Raw genomic sequence first — 16,211 nt, 5'->3', positions numbered from 1 at the left:
CACTTTCCCTCGTCGTCTACACCATGCTCTCCGAACCTAGCCTGGAGAACTGTCGCCAGGCGACGGCGTCGGAGAGGTCGGCGGCGGCTCCGCCGTCGACCTGGTAGGCGTCGGTTTCGGGGTTCTCCTCGTTCTGGTCGGTTTCGGGCTTGCCGCCGAGCTCTTGGTAGAACTCGGCGACGTGCTGGGGGTCGTCCGTTCGAAGGTCGAACCCGAGGGTACGGGGCGATCCGTCGGCTCGCCAAGATGGGGCCCCCGAATGTGCCTGGTCGGCGTGGTGCGACCGACCGGCTGAACCCGGTTGCCGTCGACGAGCTTAGTGTGGCCAGGGCCCTTCCACAGGGCACCGACGGTGAACACGCCGACGCCGATGAGGACGGCCGCCGTGGCCCCGGTGAGCACCAGAGGGAGGAGGAGCCCGCGACGGCGCTTGGGAGCCCTCCGGGATCCTCCGGTTCGCGCCGCACCGATCCGTTCGGTCGCCGAGCCGGCCGCGTCGGGATGAGGCACCGGGCTCTCTGCCGTCCAGGACGCCTCCGGCGACCACGGCTGGGACGCGGGGCCCTCCCCCGACCACGGCCGGGAGGCAGGCCCCTCTGCCGACCAGGGGTCGACGACCGGGCTCTCGACCGTCCAGCCGTGCGCGGCGGCGGTCTCTTCGGCCGAGGCGTTGTCGCCGATGCCGAGCGAGTGGCGGATGGCGTAGGCGCCCTCGGCCACCTCGCGCGCCGAGCGCGGACGGTCGTCGGGGTGCTTGGCCAGCAGCGCGCCGACCAGGCCGCGGACGGCGTGCGCCATCGACTCGGGCAGCGGCGGGGGCTCTTCCCGCACGTGCTTGAGCGCGAGCGCGACCGGCGTGTCGGCGACGAACGGCGGCCGCCCGGACAGGCATTCGAACGCGACGACGCCGAGGGAGTACAGGTCGGCGGCCGGGGTCACCCGCTTGCCCGTCGCCTGCTCCGGCGAGACGTACTGGGCGGTGCCCATGACCATGCCGGTCTGGGTCATCGACGAGTCCCCGCCGCCGCGCGCGATGCCGAAGTCGGTGATCTTCACGGTGCCGTCGGCGGTCACCATCAGGTTGCCGGGCTTGATGTCCCGGTGGATGATGCCCGCCGAGTGGGCGACCTGGAGGGCCTGTGCGGCCTGCCCGATGACGTCCAGCGTCGCGTCGACCGACATCCGCCCGTCGCGGGCGAGGATGCGCGAGAGCGTCTCGCCCGGCACGAGCTCCATGACGAGGTAGGCGAGGTCGTCCTGCTCGCCGTAGTCGTACACCTGCGCGATGCCGCCGTGCTGCAGCCCGGCGGCGAACCGCGCCTCCGCGCGGAAGCGGCCCCGGAAGGTCTCGTCGTCGAGGTACTGCTGTTTGAGCAGCTTGACCGCCACCGGCCGGCCGAGGAGCCGATCGGTGGCCTTCCAGACCTCGCCCATCCCGCCGACGGCCAGACGCTCGTCCAGCACGTATCGGTTGCTCAGGACGTCCGGGGCAGTCATCGTCAGCGCACCGCCTGGACCATTCTCAGTGCGATCGGCGCCGAGAACTTCGCACCGGTCGACCCGCTCTGCCCCTCGGTGACGACCGCGAAGGCGATCTTGGGGTTGTCCTTCGGGGCGAACCCGACGAACCAGTTCTCGTTAATCCCGTTCACGCCGGTTTCGGCCGTTCCGGTCTTGCCGGCGATGTCCTGCCCGCCGACCGTGCTCGCCGCCGTACCGCGATCGACGACCGCCCGCATCATCTCCTGGATCTGCTGGGCGGTGTCGGAGCTGATCGGCTGCCCGAGCTCCTTCGGCTGGTCGGTCACCAGCTCGGACTGGTCCTGGGCGACGACCCGCTTGACGAGGTACGGCTTCATCATCTTGCCGTTGTTGGCCACCGTCTGCGCGACCATCGCCATCTGCAGCGGCGACGCGGTCACGACGTCCTGGCCGATGCCGCTGCGGGCCAGGGAGTCGCCGCCGATCGGCTTGGTCGGGTAGACGCTGGTGGCGCTGGAGACCTCGTTCTCGATCTGGGTGGGCTTGTTGAAGCCGAACTTGGCCGCCATCGCGCCGAGCCGCTGCTGCCCCAGCTTGACCGCGAGCCGGGCGAACGTCGAGTTGCAGGACGCCGCGAACGAGTCGATCAACGCCGGGGAGCCGGTGCACTTTGCCTCGTCGCCGTCGGAGTTGTGCAGGACGTTGCCCGTCTCGGGCAGGCGGAACTCGTTGGCGTCGAACCCCGAGTCCTTGTTGCCCAGCCCGCCCTCGATGGCCGCGGCCGAGTCGATGATCTTGAACGACGAGCCCGGCGCGAACGTCTCGCGGGTCGCGTAGTTCAACATCGGGTCCGGCTTCTTCTTCAGCGCGGCGAAGGCCTTGGTCGCCTTGTCCCCGTCGTGGACGGCGACGGCGTTCGTGTCGTACGACGGGTAGGAGGCCATCGCCAGGATCGCGCCCGTCTTGACGTCGATGGCGACCGCCGCGCCGCGCCGCATCGTCCGGTCCGAGACGCCGTTGTAGGCCGCCTTCTGCACGTCCGGGTCGATCGTCGTCTGCACGGTCGCGCCGGCGGCCTTCTTGCCGACCAGGGCGTCGAACCAGTTGTGCAGGGCCAGCCGCTTGTCGGTGCCGTCCAGCAGGGGGTTCTCCGCGCCCTCCAGGCCCGTACGGCTGAACACGCTGACGTAGCCGGTGATCGGGGAGTACAGCGTGCCCTGGTTGTAGTGCCGCTGGTAGTTCTTCCCGTCCTTGTCCGTCTTGGCGGAGTAGGCGAGCGTGACCTTCCCGGCCATGATCGGGCCGCGGTTGTACTGCCACTGCTGCGCGAACTGGCGGGAGTTCAGCGAGGAGGTCCGCAGCTTGTCCGCCTGCGACCCCTGGATGTAGTTCACGTTGATGATCAGAATGACCATCAACAGCAGGCCGGCCACCGCGACCTTGCGGAGCGGCTTGTTCACCTCGTGCTCACCACCTGGGTCATTCCCTCGTCCTGGATCGGCTGCGGCGCGGGTCTCCGCGCCGTGTCACTGATTCGGATCAGAATGGCGATCAGAATCCAGTTGGCGAGCAGGGAGGATCCTCCCTGGGCGAGGAACGGCGTGGTCAGACCGGTAAGCGGGATCAGCTTGGTGACACCGCCGACGATCACGAAGACCTGGAGCGCGAACACGAACGACACACCGCCGGCGAACAGCTTCGCGAAGTTGTCCTTCGTCGCCAGCGCCGCCTTCATGCCCCGCTGCACGATCAGCGCGTACGCCAGCAGGATCACCATGACGCCGGTGAGCCCGAGCTCCTCGCCGAAGGACGTGAAGATGAAGTCGCTGTACGACAGTGGGGTCCGCCACGGCTCGCCCTGCCCGAGGCCCGTACCGAGCACGCCGCCCTGTCCCATCGAGAACAGGCCGAACATCAGCTGGCTGCTGTCCGCGACGTACTGACCGCCCTTGCGGGCGCAGACGTCGGCGTGCGTCTGATTGATGATCTTTCCGCCGATCCGGCAGCCACCGTCGAAGTACGCCTGCGGGTCCAGCCAGGTGTCGATCCGCTGTGCGACGTGCGGGATCTCCGGCGCGACCAGACAGGCGAGCGCCAGGAGCAGTACGCCGATCATGACCCACATGAAGCGCTCGGTCGCGACGTACAGCATGCTGACGAACAGCCCGAAGAACAGGATGGCCGTGCCGAAGTCGTTCTCCAGGGCCAGGACGCCGAGGCAGATCACGAAGATGACGAGGATCGGGCCGAGGTCACGGGCCCGGGGCAGGTTCACCGGACCGAGCTTCTTGCCCACGATCGACAGCGACTGACGCTTGTTCACCAGGTATCCGGCGAAGAACGCCACCAGCGCGAGCTTGGAGAACTCACTCGGCTGGATCGAGATACCGCCGATGCGGATCCAGATCTTCGCGCCCAGCGCGCCACTGATCGACGACGGCAGGAAACCCGGAAGGGCGAGGAAGAACAGGCCGACGGCGCCGATCGTGTACATGTAGCGCTGAAGGATCTTGATCTCCTTCAGCACCAGGATCGTCACGGCGAAGAAGATCATGCCGAGCGCGGTCCACATCAGCTGGTTGGTCGTCGAAGGCCCGAAGTAGACGAACTTCCTGCCCTCGGCGATGGCCTTCTTCTGGTCGGCGCTGGTCCTGAGGTCCAACCGATAGATCATGGCCAGCCCGAGGCCGTTGAGGAACACGGCCATCGGAAGCAACAGCGGATCGGCGTACGGCGCGAAGCGGATGACGACGAAATAGGCACCCGCGGCGAGGATCGCGAGGCCTATGCCGTACCCGTACATGCCGGCGGGCAGACTGCCGTCCCGGGCGAGACCCACCTGGGCGAAGCCCGCGATGGTGATCACCATCGCGAAGACGAGCATGCTCAGCTGGGCGCTCCGCCGGGGGCGGGTCGCGATCTGAACCTCGGGTTCGGCGGCTACGGAAGTCATCAGTGCTTGTTACTCGGCTTAGGACAGTCGGAGTCGGCTGCGGGGTGCGCCTTGCACTGGTCGGCTTGGCCCTTCAGATCATTGACCTTGGCGCGGGCCTGGTTGATGTCGGAAACGGCGATGCCCTTGTGCACGCTGTCCTTGGCCTGCCTGGGGAGCTGGCTCGTGAGCAGCGACGGATCGGGCGTCTCGAGGACCTTCTCGTCGCAGCCCTGCGGCTTCTGGCCCTTGCCCCTCCAGATCGCCACGGCGCCCTTGTTGTCGGACACGACCAGGTGGCAGACCTTCTGCCGCAGGTTGGTGACGGTGTTGCGGGCCTTCGCCAGGCTGTCGAGATTGTCGATCGTGTGGGACACGGAGTTGCGGGCGTCCGAGGTGAGGTCCTCGACCTTCAGCGCGGGGTTCGGGCGCTCCTCCAGATGGGACAGCTTGAAGCCCAGGATGTCCTGGTTGATCCCCTGGTAGATGACGACCTGACCGTCGTCCGCCGCGACGTAGTACTGCCCCTGGATCGTGTCCCATGCGACGTACGACCCGCCCGCGGCCAGCAGGACCACCGCCCCGGCCGCGGCGACCAGCCACGGCCAGCGGCGCCGTCGCCGCCCCACCGCCATCTGCGGCAGCGTGTCGTCCGGCTGATGACCGATCGCCGGCATGTCCGCCACGGTCACGGGCGCGGACTGCTGCTGCGGGTCCCGCAGCGCGGCGGCCCGCTGCGCCGGGGTCTCCCCGGCCATCGCACCGGGCGGCGGCATGTCCGCGTCGCCCCGCGTACGGCCGGCGTTCTGCGCGGCACCAGCCGTGATCGACGCCGACGGCGGGCCGGGATACTGCTCCAGCTCCACGACGTCGGCCACCACGCACGTGATGTTGTCCGGGCCGCCACCGCGGTTCGCCAGGTCGATGAGCTGGCGCACGGCCTGGTCCGGCTCCGGCACCGTGCTCAGCGCGTGGTGGACCGTCTCCGCGCTCACCACCGTGCTCAAACCGTCGGAGCACAGGAGGTAGCGGTCGCCGATCTGCGCTTCACGCAGCGAGATGTCCGGATCGACCTCGCCCCGGCCGTCGAGCGCCCGCAGCAACAGGGAACGCTGCGGGTGTGAAGCGGCCTCGTCCAGGGTGATCCGGCCCTCGTCGACGAGTGACTGCACGAGGGTGTGGTCATGGGTGATCTGGAACAGCTCGCCGTTCCTCAGGAGGTACGCGCGCGAGTCGCCGATATGGACGAGGGCGACCTGCGGTCCGTTCCAGAGCATCGCGGTCAGTGTGCAGCCCATCCCCTGCAGGGACGGATCGCCCTCCACGATGCTGTGCAACGTCTCGTTGGCGCGATGCACCGCCTGCTCGAGCACGCCGACCAGCTCATGCGGCGGGACGTCGTGGTCGAGCGGCTTCAGGGTCTCGATGGCCGCGGCGCTGGCGATCTCGCCGCCGACATGGCCGCCCATGCCGTCGGCCACCGCGAGCAACCGGGGCCCGGCGTACGCCGAGTCCTCGTTGCCCTCGCGGAGCATGCCGACGTCCGACCGGGCGGCGAAACGAATTCCGATGGTCATTTGCGCAGCTCTATGACGGTCTTCCCGATGCGGATCGGTACGCCAACGGGGACGGGTTCCGGCCTGCTCACCTTGGCGCGCCCGAGGAAGGTGCCGTTCGTCGAACCGAGATCCTCCACGAACCACTGACCGTTCTGCGAGAAGAGCCGGGCGTGCCGCCCCGAAGAGTAGTCGTCTCCGAGAGGCAGCGTGACGTCATTGGCACGACCCATCGTTATCTCCGTGCCGACGAGATCCATCGTCGTGCCGGCCCGGGCACCTTCGGTGATCACGAGCTTGGTCGGGTCCGCTCGCCTGACGCGCGGCGGCGCCGCCGACCGAGGCGGCCGGGCGGGCTGGGGAGCGCTCTTGGGCCGCGCTGCCTTCGCGGCGGCCTTCGAACCCCACAGGTCGGCACGGATGACGCCCGCGGCCGCGATGACGAACAGCCACAACACGGCTAGGAACGCCACCTTCATGAGCGTCAGGGTGATTTGGTTCATCGGAGTCGGAGCTACTCCCTATCGCGGCGGAACACCAGGGTTGTACGGCCCAGCGTCACACGTGCGCCATCGTGCAACGTCACGCGACGGATCGGCTGGCCGTTCACGAAAGTGCCGTTTGTCGACCCTAGATCAACCGCAACCACCTCCGGACCCTCGACTCTGATCTCGGCATGGTGCCGGGAAACGCCCGGATCGACAAGCCGAAGATCACAATCGGTGCCACGGCCCAGCAGCGTCACCGGGGTCGTCAGATCGTACGTGTGACTCGGTTGACCCTCCGTGCTCACCAACAGTCGTGGCCGGCCGCCCGCGAACCCGCGCGGCGGCGGCGGCATGTCACTCATCGGCTGACGGATCTCACCGCCCTCGACCGTCGAGCCACGGATGACGCCCGAACGGATCCGGAACATCCCCGTCCGCAGGTCATCGGCGTTCTCGAACCGCACCCGCACCGGCCCGACGAAGGAATAACCCTGCTCCTTCGCGTGCTCCCGCGCGAGATTGGCCAGCTCCTGGCTCAGGCTGTCGGCGTACACCTCGAGCCGCTCACCGTCAGGATGTGAGATCTCGACGACGAAGTCGTTCGGCACCAGCGTGCGACCCTGCGCCACGATCGCGGCGCGTTCGTCCATCTCGCGCTGAATGGCGCTGGCGACCTCGACGGGCTGGAGCTCCGACTTGAACGCCCGCGCGAAGGCACCCTCGACCATGCCCTCGAGCCGACGCTCGAAGCGCTGTAGGACACCCACGTGCACCTCCCCTCTCCACTGCTAGACGATCGTATCTGTGCGTTGGTTCGTCCCGAGCAACCGATTCGGACCACGGTAGGAATGGTGCTAACCTTTGGACGCGCCCAGGGCGGGTGGCGGAACGGCAGACGCGCACGGTTCAGGTCCGTGTGTCCGCAAGGACGTGAGGGTTCAAATCCCTCCTCGCCCACTCGGTGTCGGGGTCAGTATGGTCGGAAGCGGAGCTTCCTTCCCGCTGACCCCTTCGTCATTTCTTCCGGGGGACGACCCCCGGACCCCCGATGTGGGGGGCTTCGCCCCCCACGCCCCCTTGTGGCTGGCGTTCGGTCGGATGGCTTTTTTGGGGCTTCGCCCCTTGCCCCCCTTCTCTGGTTCGGTTGTCCGTTTGGGTTTTGTTCATCTTTTAAAGATCTACGGTCGGGTGGCTTTGTCGTGGGCTCGTCTTCACCATGGCGAGCATCCGCCCGTCGCATCCCGCGCGGGCGGCCGCTGCGGAATCAGGCACGCCGGGGAGTGCTCAGGTTCGTGCGGAGCAGGCCGGTGCGTTTGAAAGTCCGCAGGAGGGGGGTGGTGTCGATGCCGGTGATCCCGTCCAGCGGGCCGACGACGGTGGTCAGGAAGGTGTACAGGGCGTCGAGGTCGGTTGCGGCGAGCGCGATGAGCAGGTTGGCGGGGCCGGAGGTGGCGGCGGTGAACCGTACCTGTGGGTGGGTGCTGAGGGTCTGTGCGGTCCGGTGCAGCGCGCCCGGCTGGACGGTGATCCACAGCAGCGCCTCGGCGTGCGCTCCGAGCAGCGCCAGGTCGATCTCGGTGGCCATGCGCAGGACCTGGCCGCGCAGGAGCGCGTCGAGTCGTCGACGGGCGGTGAGTGGGGTGGTGCCGGCGCGACGGGCGAGCTCGATGTAGGTGGCCCGGCCGTCCTGGGTCAAAGCGGCGATCAGGGCGGCGTCGCCGTCGAGGGGAGCGGGCGGTGTCGTCGCCGGGCCGGGGTCGAGTTGGCTCGTCTCCTGAGGGGAGAGCAGGTCGGCGGTCCAGCGGAACGCGGTCGGGAAGACGCGCAGCATGGTGTGTGCGGTCCAGGCGTCCACGGCGTCGGTGGCGGGCAGGTCGCGAAGCAGCAGGGTGCTGCGGGCGTCGGGACCGTCGAGAAAGAAGATCGCGGAAATCTCGTTGCCGCCGCCCAGGATGTCGACCCAGACCGTGTCGCCGCGACGGGCCAGGGCGCGGGACACCTGGCTGATCTTGGCGGGCCGACAGCGGATGCGCACCGCGATGGGGATCAGGTCGGGGAAGTGCGCGGGGTTGCGGACTGCGGTGGCCCGCAGGGTGCCGTCGCCGTACAGGGGTGCGGCACGACGGACGACGGTGCGTTCGGACAGCCCCAGGCAGCGGGCCAGCTCACGCCAGGAGGCGCGGGGCGAGAGGAGGAGGGCGGCCGCGATCCGGCGATCCGTCTCATCCAACGCGTGGCGCACGATCTGCATTCTAAGCCGCTTTGATGGCGTACTTCCTGCGATAGAGGCCGCTCGATGTATTCGAATCTGCCGCGGTCTCGTACAACGGGATGGTCGACAGACGAGATCGAGGAGGTAGGAGAGCCATGACTGATCACGGTGCGGATCTGCTGATCCGCGGTGCGGTGGTGCACACGCTGGTGCCCGGTCAGCAGCCGCAGCGGGCCCTGGCGGTACGGGGTGACCGCATCGTCGCCGTCTCATCCGACCAGGACGGCCTGGACGAGTGGGTGACCCGGCGGACCACGGTCTACGAACTGTCGGAGGCCACTGTCCTGCCCGCGTTCGACGACACCCACACGCATCTGATCTTCGCCGCACACGGCGCGCACGACGTGCCCGTCCACCAGGCCCGTAACATCGCCGAGTTCCTGGACCTGATCCGCCGACGGGCCGAGACCACCCCCGCGGGGCAGTGGATCCGTACCACCACCAACTGGCAGGAACTCAACCTGGCCGAGCGGCGGATGCCCACCGCCGCCGAACTCGACCAGGCCACCGACCGCCATCCGGTCCTGGTCAAACGGGGCGGCCACAACGACGTCGTCAACACCTACGCCCTGCGCCTGGCGGGCATCACCGAGGACACCCCCGTACCGCCGGGCGGTGTCATCGGCCGCGATGCCGACGGCAGGCTCGACGGACGGCTGATCGACAACGCCCTGCCCCTGGTGGAACGCCTGCTCCCCGCCCCGGACCGGGCTCGGCGCATCGACGGGCTGCGCCTGGCGAGCGGCCAGTACGCTGCCACCGGCATCGGCACCGTGCGCGACTGCGCGGTCACCCCCGACGACTACGCGATGCTGCTGGCCACCCGCGAGGCCGGGGCGCTGAGCACCCGGGTGCGGGCCTTGATCTCGGCGCTCGGTCTGAGCAGCGCGGCCCAGGTGGAGGACCTGCTCGACGTCATGGAGGACTGGCGCTACGGCTCCGACCCATGGCTGCGGGTGTGGGGAGTCAAGTTCGGCCTCGACGGCGGCCTCGAGGCCGGTGCCACTGAAGAGCCGTACGCCTGCGACCACGCCTTCTCTGGAACGCTGACCTGGGAGCCCGACGCGCTGGTCGAGGCCGTCGAGGCCGTGGTCCGCCGCGGTTGGCGGGTCGGCACCCACGCCTACGGCGACCGCGCGGTCCGCGTCCTCCTGGACGTCTACGAACGCGTCCTCCAGCGCAACCCCGGCCTGCCCGCCGGCACTCTGGTGATGGAGCACGGCGGCCTGGCCGGCCCGGAACAGCGCGCCCGCGCCGTCGCCCTCGGCGTCCCCGTCACCATCCAGCAGCCGCTTCTGCACGACACCGCCGAGGTGGAGCTCGGATTCTGGGGCGCCGAAAGGGTCGCCGCGCTCTTCCCCGCCCGGGAATGGCTCGACCAGGGTGCCCTGGTCGCGGCCGGATCGGACTTCCCCGTCGGCCAGTTCGGCGCCATGCGGTCGGTGTGGGGCATGACCACCCGTCAGACCGTCATCGGCGTCCAGGGGCCGGAGCACGCCATCACCTTCGACGAGGCCGTGGCGCTGCATACGACGCGCGCCGCCCGTCTGCTGGGTGAGGGCGACCAGCGTGGTTTTCTCGCTCCCGGCCGCCTCGCCGACCTCACCGTCTGGGGCCGCGAACCCGCCGACTGCCCGAGTGACGTCCTGCGGGACCTGAACCCCACCCATACCTTCCTCGGCGGCTCTCTCGTCTCGGCCGACCACTGAACCGTCACACCTTCGGGCGGGCGAGTGCTCGGTAGTCCCGGAGGCTGATGTTCTCGGCGGCCTTACGGGCGATCTTGGAGGCCATGTTCTTGCCGGGCAGGTAGGGCATGACCTTGTAGTAGCGGTTGAGGAACGCCGCCAGGGCGCGGCTGCTCGGGACCATGAGTTTGGCGACGCCGTCGCCCATCTTCTGGCAGCCCTTCGCGTACTCCCGCATCTCCTGCTCGTAGCGGGCGAACGCCACCCGGTGGTCGCCCTGCGCGGCGGCCAGTTCACCGGCGAGGACGTACGCGCCGACGAGGGCGAGGCCCGAGCCCATGCCCGACAAGGAGGACGGGCAGTACGCGGCGTCGCCGAGCAGGGCGACCCGGCCGCGCGACCAGGAGTCCATGTGGACCTGGCCGACCGAGTCGAAGTAGAAGTCGGGTGCGTACCGCATCTCGTGGAGTAGCCGGTCGCTCTGCCAGCCGTTTCCGGCGAACCGCTCGGCGAGGACGGTCTGCTGTCGCGCCACGTCGCGGCGGTCGAGGTCCAGGTCCGGTGAGCCGAAGTAGAACGTGGCCTTGGCCTCGGTGTTGTGGCGGGCGCTGTACAGCGCGACGAGCCGGTTCGCGGTGCGGTAGGCGTGTCCGGTGTGGTCCAGCCCGAGGTGGTTGGACGTGGTGAAGATCGCGCAGTAGACGCCCAGGTGCTTCACGAACTGCTCTTCCGGACCGAAGGTCAGGCGGCGGGTGTTCGAGTGCAGGCCGTCGGCGCCGATGACCAGGTCGAACCTGCGCGGGGCGCCGCGCTCGAAGGTGACGTGCGCGCCGTGGGCGTCCTCGGTGATCGAGGTGATGGAGTCGCCGAAGATGTACTCGGTGTGCTGTCTGGTCGCGTCGTACAGGATGCGGGACAGGTCGCCGCGGAGGATCTCGATGTCGCCGGCGAACAGGTCGGCGGGCATCTTGGCCACCGCCCGGCCCTTGTCGTTGACGTACGACATGTAGCCCATGCCGGTCCGGGCGCGTTCGAGGTCGGCGAGGATGCCCATGCGGCGCAGGACCGTCAGGTGCGCCTCGCCCCGGAAGTCGACGGCGTAGCCGCCGTCGCGGAGGGCCGGAGCACGCTCCACGATCGTGGGGGTGAAGCCGTGGCGGTGGAGCCAGTAGGCGAGCGCGGGGCCGGCGACGGAGGCACCGGAGATCAGGACGTTGAGGTTCTTCATGCCGGTGAGCTTCGCGGGGAGCGCTCACCGGCGGCTCACCGCGCGCTCACAGCCTCGATGACGGTCTCGGGGAGCCCCATCGCGCGGAGGGACTCCGGAGTGGCCGTGCCCATCACGGCCGCCGCGGACTCGGCGGCCTCCCCGTACCGTGCCCGCGCCGCGGCGTGGTCGCCGCGCGCCTCGGCGACGCGGCCGAGCCCGGCGAGCGTACGCACCCGGTTGGCGGCGCTCTTGATCCAGTGCGGGTCGAGCCGCTCCAGTGCCTCGTCGTACAGCCGGCCCGCCTCGGCCGGGTCCCCTGCCGACAGCGCGATGTCGCCGAGTCCGCGCAGGGCCGCCGCCAGGCAGGTGGCGCTGCCGGCGCGGCGGGCGAGACCGGCGGCCTTCTCGTAGTCGGCGCGCGCCGCCGCCGCGTCGTGCGCGAGGAGGTGATCACCTCGGTTGACCAGGAGATCGGCGCTGTCCTCCAGGGCGCCGAGCCGCTCGGTGAGGGCCAGCGCCTCGTCGGTCAACGCGAGGGCCGTCGCCTGGTCCCCGCGCCTGCCCGCCAGGCCTGCGAGCCAGTCGAGGGCCAGCGCGGTGCCCCACCGGTCACCGAGCGAGCGGAACCCCTCCACGGCCGAGGCGAAGACGCGCTCGGCCGACGCGGTGTCGCTCTCCCCGAAGCCCGAGACGTACCGCGCGGCCGCTCGTACCCACGGGTCGGAGCGTTCGCACTGGGACGTCACCAGCGCGAACGCGCCATGGGCATCGCCGTCGCCGGCGTTCCGCATCATCCACATGAGCAGGACGACCGGGTATCGGCCCGGTTCGGCACCGGACCACGCGGCGGTGAGGGCCTTCTCGGCCGGGGCACGGTGTCGTTGCCAGACCGGCCGCCCGGTCGCCGCCAGCACGCACATCGCGTACTCCTCGCCGCGACCGGCGGGCTCGCCGCCGATCGCGTCGAGCAACGCCGTCGCCTGGGACGCGATCGAAGCGGACGCGCCGCGGATCCACAGGTAGTGGGAGGCCGCGGCGATCAGGTCGAGGGCCGTCTCCACGTCCCTGGTCTCGACCGCCCAGCGCACGGCCGCGAGGAGGTCGCCGTGCTCGGCCGCGAGGACGGGCAGCCACTCCAGCTGTTCGGCCCGGCGCAGGTGCGGATCGGCGGTCCGCACCAGCTCCAGGAGATGCCGGGCGTGTACGCGCCGTACCGACTCGCCTTCCTGTGACGCATCGAGGCGTTCGGCGGCGTAGGCGCGGATCGTCTCCAGCATCCGGTAGCGGCCGCCCGCGAACTCCAGGAGCGACTTGTCGAGCAGCGACTCCAGCGTGTCGGGGTCGGTGTCGCAGACGCGTACGGCGGACTCGGCCGTCGCGCCCCCGGCGAAGACGGAGAACCTGCGCGCGGCCCGTTGCTCGGGCTCGGAGAGCAGGTCCCAGCTCCAGGCGACCACCGCGCGCAGCGTCCGATGCCGGTCGTCGACTCCGCGGCTGCCGCGCGCCGCGACACCGAGCCGGTCGTCCAGCCGTGCCGCGAGGTCGTCGACGTGCAGCGTCCGCAGCCGGGCCGCCGCGAGCTCGATCGCCAGCGGCAGGTCGTCGAGGGCCGCGCAGATCCGCCGTACGACGTCGGGGCCGGCGGTGAAACCGCGCTGGACGGCCTGGGCGCGGTCGGTGAAGAGACGCACGGCGGCCTGGTCGTCGAGCGGCCGCACCTGCGTGAGGTGCTCGCCGATGACGCCGAGCGGCTCGCGGCTCGTGGCGAGGACGCGCAGGCGCGGGCAGGTCGCCAGCAGCCGCGCGGCGAGCGCGGCGGCGTCGTCGACGACGTGCTCGCAGTTGTCCAGGACGAGCAGGAGCACGCGGTCCGACAGCGCGGTGATCAGCCGGTCCAGCGGCGCCTGCCCGCCGCTTCCCAGGTGGAGCCCGTTCTCGCGCAGGCCGAGCGCGCCCAGCAGCGCCTGCGGCAGCCCCGCGCCGTCGCGCAGCGGCGCCAGCTCGACGAAGCAGACCTCGTCGGTCACGGCACCGGCGACCTCGACGGACAGCCGGGTCTTGCCGACGCCGCCCGGGCCGATCAGCGTGACCAGCCGGGCCACGCGCAGCAGGTCGGCGACCTCCGACACCTCGTCGTCGCGGCCCACGAAGGCCGTCAGTGGGACGGGCGGCGCGGCGGGCGACGGCGACGGATCGGCGCTCAGCAGTTCACGGTGCAGCGCGGTCAGCTCGGCCGAGGGGTCGGCGCCTAGTTCGTCGGCCAGACGCCGTCTCGTGTCCTCGAACACGACGAGGGCCTCGGCCTGCCCGCCCTCGGCGGCCAGCGCCCGCATCAGCAGCGCCGCAGATCGTTCCCGGAGCGGGTGGCGGCCGACCAGTTCGCGCAACTCGGGGACGCGGTTCTCGCCGAGCCGCAGCTCGGCCTCGATCCGGTCCTCGAGCGCCCCGAGCCGCTCCTCCTCCAGCCGTACGGCGGCGGCCTGTGCCGTCTCGCCCTCGGCGATGTCGGCCAGCGCGGGGCCCCGCCACAGCTCCAGCGCGTCGCGCAGCAGCGTGACCGCGCGTTCCGCGTCGCCGTCCCGCAACGCCGCCCGGCCCTCCTGCGCCAGCCGCTCGAACCGGCAGGCGTCCACGTCGTCCGGTGGGACCACGATCCGGTAGCCCGCCCCGGCCCGCTCGATCGCGGCCTCGGAGCCTAGGGCCGTACGGAGCCGGGACACCTGGGACTGCAGCGCGTGTGCCGACAGCGCCCCGTCCGGGTCGATCTCGTCGCCCAGCCGGTCGGCCGACACGACCTCACCGGGGCGTACGAGCAGCAGGGTCAGCAGCGCGCGGCGGGCCTGCCCAGCGGAACCTCGGCTCCGTCGTCGTGCCATGCCCGGGTCTCGCCGAGGATTCCGAACCGCATGCCGGTGATTATCCACCGCTGTGGGCGGGCCTGCGGGTCCGTCCATCAGGGGGCGATCGGGCCGAGGTAGGTCCCGCCCGAGACGTCGATGGTCTGGCCGGTCACCCACCGCCCCTGCGGGCCCGCCAGGAACCCGACGACGTCGGCGACGTCCTCCGGCTCCCCGAGCCGCCCGAGCGCGGTGATCGCCTCGAGTCCGGCGACCATCTCGGGGATCGAGGTGTAGCCCGCGGTCATGTCGGTCCGCACCGCGCCGGGCGCGACCGTGTTCACGGTGATGCCGCGCCGGCCGAGCTCGTTGGCCAGTGACGGCGCCATCGACTCCAGGGCCGCCTTGCTGATCGTGTAGCCGATCTGCGTGGAGACCGCGAACCGGCTGGCCGTCGAGCCCATGTTGATGACGCGGCCGCCGTCGTTCAGCAGTGGCAGCGCGCGCTGGACCACGAAGAACGGCGTGGTGACGTTGATCGTGAGCAGCCGGTCGAGCTCTTCGGGGGTGATCTGCGCGATCGGGCTGACCGAGCTGATGCCCGCGTTGTTGACCAGGATGTCCAGCCCGCGTCTCGCCAGCCCCGCGGTCAGGCCCTCGAACAGCCGGTCCACCGCGCCGTCGTCGCCGAACCGCGCCTGGACGGTGAACGCCCGGCCGCCCGCCTCCTCGATCCGCGCCACGGTCTCCTTGGCCGCCGCGTCGTTGCCGCCGTAGTGGACGGCGACCAGCGCGCCCTCGGCGGCCAGCCGCAGCGCGACCGCCCGGCCGATCCCCCGCGAGCCACCCGTCACCAGCGCCGTCTTGCCGGTCAGCATGCCCATCGCCCTGCTCCTCACTCAGTGGCCGGCCCTCGGTGGATCCGGCGATGAGGCAACAGTGGCGGGGACCCCTCACCGCCCGCTCACCGCGCGCTCACCGCGTCGAGGAGGGTGTGAGGGGTCGATCGCTTGCCTTAGATGTGACCGGCCAGGTCGGCGATCAGGCGGCGCTTGGAGCGGGCGCCCATGATCTGCTGGACCACCTGGCCGTCGCGGTAGAGGTTCAGTGTGGGGAAGCCCATGACGCCGTAGCGCTCCACGATCTCCGGGTTCTCGTCACCGTTGATCTTGGCGATCCGGAGGCGGTCGCCGTACTCCGTCTCGATCTGCTCCAGGATCGGGGCGATCATCTTGCACGGAGGGCACCACTCCGCCCAGAAGTCGACCAGTATCGGCGTCTCGCCGCGGAGCACGTGCTCGTCGAAGTTCTCGCTGGTCAGCGTGATCATCTGTTCCCTCCGGGAAAAGGGCGCAGCCCGGGCAGGCCCGCGCCAGTTGGTCGGCCACGTCGATCCGCCGCCTGATCAGGTCGCGGATCTCGGCGTCGATCTCGGAGAGCTTGCGCCGGTAGACGGCGACCGACTCCGGGCACGCGGAACCGGTCGACTGGCCTGACCGCAGGCAGTCCACGAACGGCCGGGCGTCCTCCAGCGTGAATCCCGCCGTCAGCAGCGAGCGGATCTCCACCACCAGACGGAGGTCCGACTCGTCGTACTCCCGATAGCCGTTCGCGCTACGGCGCGCGGGGAGCAGCCCCTGCTGCTCGTAGTAGCGGAGCGCCCGCGTGCTCACCCCGGCCCGCTCGGCCAGCTCACCGATCCGCATCGACCCTCCCTGATCGACGGCCGTCCGCGACGGTAACCCT

13 protein-coding genes and 1 tRNA gene are annotated in these 16,211 nt (G+C 70.3%); 2 read left to right on the top strand and 12 right to left on the bottom strand.

Annotated features, from left to right (window positions below):
• Positions 1–36: 36 nt before the first annotated feature.
• From ACYVF7_RS58960 to ACYVF7_RS58935, 6 genes are read right to left on the bottom strand one after another with little or no spacing between them, the layout of a single operon-like run.
• A complete protein-coding gene (locus ACYVF7_RS58960) occupies positions 37–1,497 on the bottom strand; it encodes a protein kinase domain-containing protein (protein WP_460357523.1) in 1,461 nt (486 codons plus the stop codon).
• Positions 1,498–1,499: 2 nt separating this feature from the next.
• Complete coding sequence (locus tag ACYVF7_RS58955; protein ID WP_460357521.1) at positions 1,500–2,942, bottom strand: peptidoglycan D,D-transpeptidase FtsI family protein; 1,443 nt, start codon at positions 2,940–2,942, stop codon at positions 1,500–1,502.
• Positions 2,939–4,435 carry an FtsW/RodA/SpoVE family cell cycle protein gene (locus tag ACYVF7_RS58950; RefSeq protein WP_460357519.1) on the bottom strand — a complete coding sequence of 499 codons (1,497 nt, stop codon included), beginning with the start codon at positions 4,433–4,435 and terminating at the stop codon, positions 2,939–2,941. The genes ACYVF7_RS58955 and ACYVF7_RS58950 overlap by 4 nt, the downstream gene beginning before the upstream one ends.
• Positions 4,435–5,991, bottom strand: coding sequence for a PP2C family protein-serine/threonine phosphatase (locus ACYVF7_RS58945; RefSeq protein WP_460357517.1), 1,557 nt, complete (start codon positions 5,989–5,991; stop codon positions 4,435–4,437). Before ACYVF7_RS58945 ends, ACYVF7_RS58950 begins: the two co-directional genes overlap by 1 nt.
• On the bottom strand, positions 5,988–6,473 hold the full coding sequence (locus ACYVF7_RS58940) for an FHA domain-containing protein FhaB/FipA (protein ID WP_433179104.1): 486 nt from the start codon (positions 6,471–6,473) through the stop codon (positions 5,988–5,990). Before ACYVF7_RS58940 ends, ACYVF7_RS58945 begins: the two co-directional genes overlap by 4 nt.
• An 11-nt stretch (positions 6,474–6,484) precedes the next feature.
• Entirely contained in the window at positions 6,485–7,225 is a 741-nt protein-coding gene (locus ACYVF7_RS58935) for a DUF3662 and FHA domain-containing protein (protein WP_360882403.1), read from the bottom strand.
• A 107-nt stretch (positions 7,226–7,332) separates the two neighbouring features.
• Between ACYVF7_RS58935 and ACYVF7_RS58930 the strand changes: the two genes are divergently transcribed.
• A tRNA-Leu gene (locus ACYVF7_RS58930) sits at positions 7,333–7,415 on the top strand.
• A 307-nt stretch (positions 7,416–7,722) separates the two neighbouring features.
• Here the strand turns inward: ACYVF7_RS58930 and ACYVF7_RS58925 are convergent.
• Positions 7,723–8,700: an Lrp/AsnC family transcriptional regulator gene (locus ACYVF7_RS58925; protein ID WP_460357514.1), complete on the bottom strand. Its 978-nt coding sequence runs from the start codon at positions 8,698–8,700 to the stop codon at positions 7,723–7,725.
• 125 nt (positions 8,701–8,825) lie between these two features.
• Between ACYVF7_RS58925 and ACYVF7_RS58920 the strand changes: the two genes are divergently transcribed.
• Positions 8,826–10,439 carry an amidohydrolase gene (locus ACYVF7_RS58920; protein WP_460357512.1) on the top strand — a complete coding sequence of 538 codons (1,614 nt, stop codon included), beginning with the start codon at positions 8,826–8,828 and terminating at the stop codon, positions 10,437–10,439.
• Between the two features lie 4 nt (positions 10,440–10,443).
• Here ACYVF7_RS58920 and ACYVF7_RS58915 read toward each other — a convergent pair whose 3' ends face one another.
• The 5 genes from ACYVF7_RS58915 to ACYVF7_RS58895 all read right to left on the bottom strand — a co-directional run bounded on the left by ACYVF7_RS58915 (position 10,444) and on the right by ACYVF7_RS58895 (position 16,171).
• Positions 10,444–11,646 carry an FAD-dependent monooxygenase gene (locus ACYVF7_RS58915; RefSeq protein ID WP_460357510.1) on the bottom strand — a complete coding sequence of 401 codons (1,203 nt, stop codon included), beginning with the start codon at positions 11,644–11,646 and terminating at the stop codon, positions 10,444–10,446.
• Positions 11,647–11,681: 35 nt separating this feature from the next.
• Complete coding sequence (locus tag ACYVF7_RS58910; protein WP_460357508.1) at positions 11,682–14,504, bottom strand: BTAD domain-containing putative transcriptional regulator; 2,823 nt, start codon at positions 14,502–14,504, stop codon at positions 11,682–11,684.
• Between the two features lie 77 nt (positions 14,505–14,581).
• The gene (locus ACYVF7_RS58905) at positions 14,582–15,349 is read right to left on the bottom strand and encodes an SDR family oxidoreductase (protein WP_460357505.1); all 768 of its coding nucleotides are present in this window, start codon (positions 15,347–15,349) and stop codon (positions 14,582–14,584) included.
• A gap of 131 nt (positions 15,350–15,480) precedes the next feature.
• Positions 15,481–15,735: a thioredoxin gene (trxA, locus tag ACYVF7_RS58900; RefSeq protein WP_460358616.1), complete on the bottom strand. Its 255-nt coding sequence runs from the start codon at positions 15,733–15,735 to the stop codon at positions 15,481–15,483.
• Positions 15,623–16,171 (bottom strand): MerR family transcriptional regulator, encoded by a 549-nt coding sequence (locus ACYVF7_RS58895; RefSeq protein WP_460357502.1) that lies wholly within the window; start codon positions 16,169–16,171, stop codon positions 15,623–15,625. The genes trxA and ACYVF7_RS58895 overlap by 113 nt, the downstream gene beginning before the upstream one ends.
• Positions 16,172–16,211 lie beyond the last annotated feature (40 nt).

Source organism: Actinoallomurus acanthiterrae, assembly GCF_054775715.1.
Note: the sequence above shows the minus strand (reverse complement) of the source record. Positions and strands in the feature narration are given on the sequence as shown.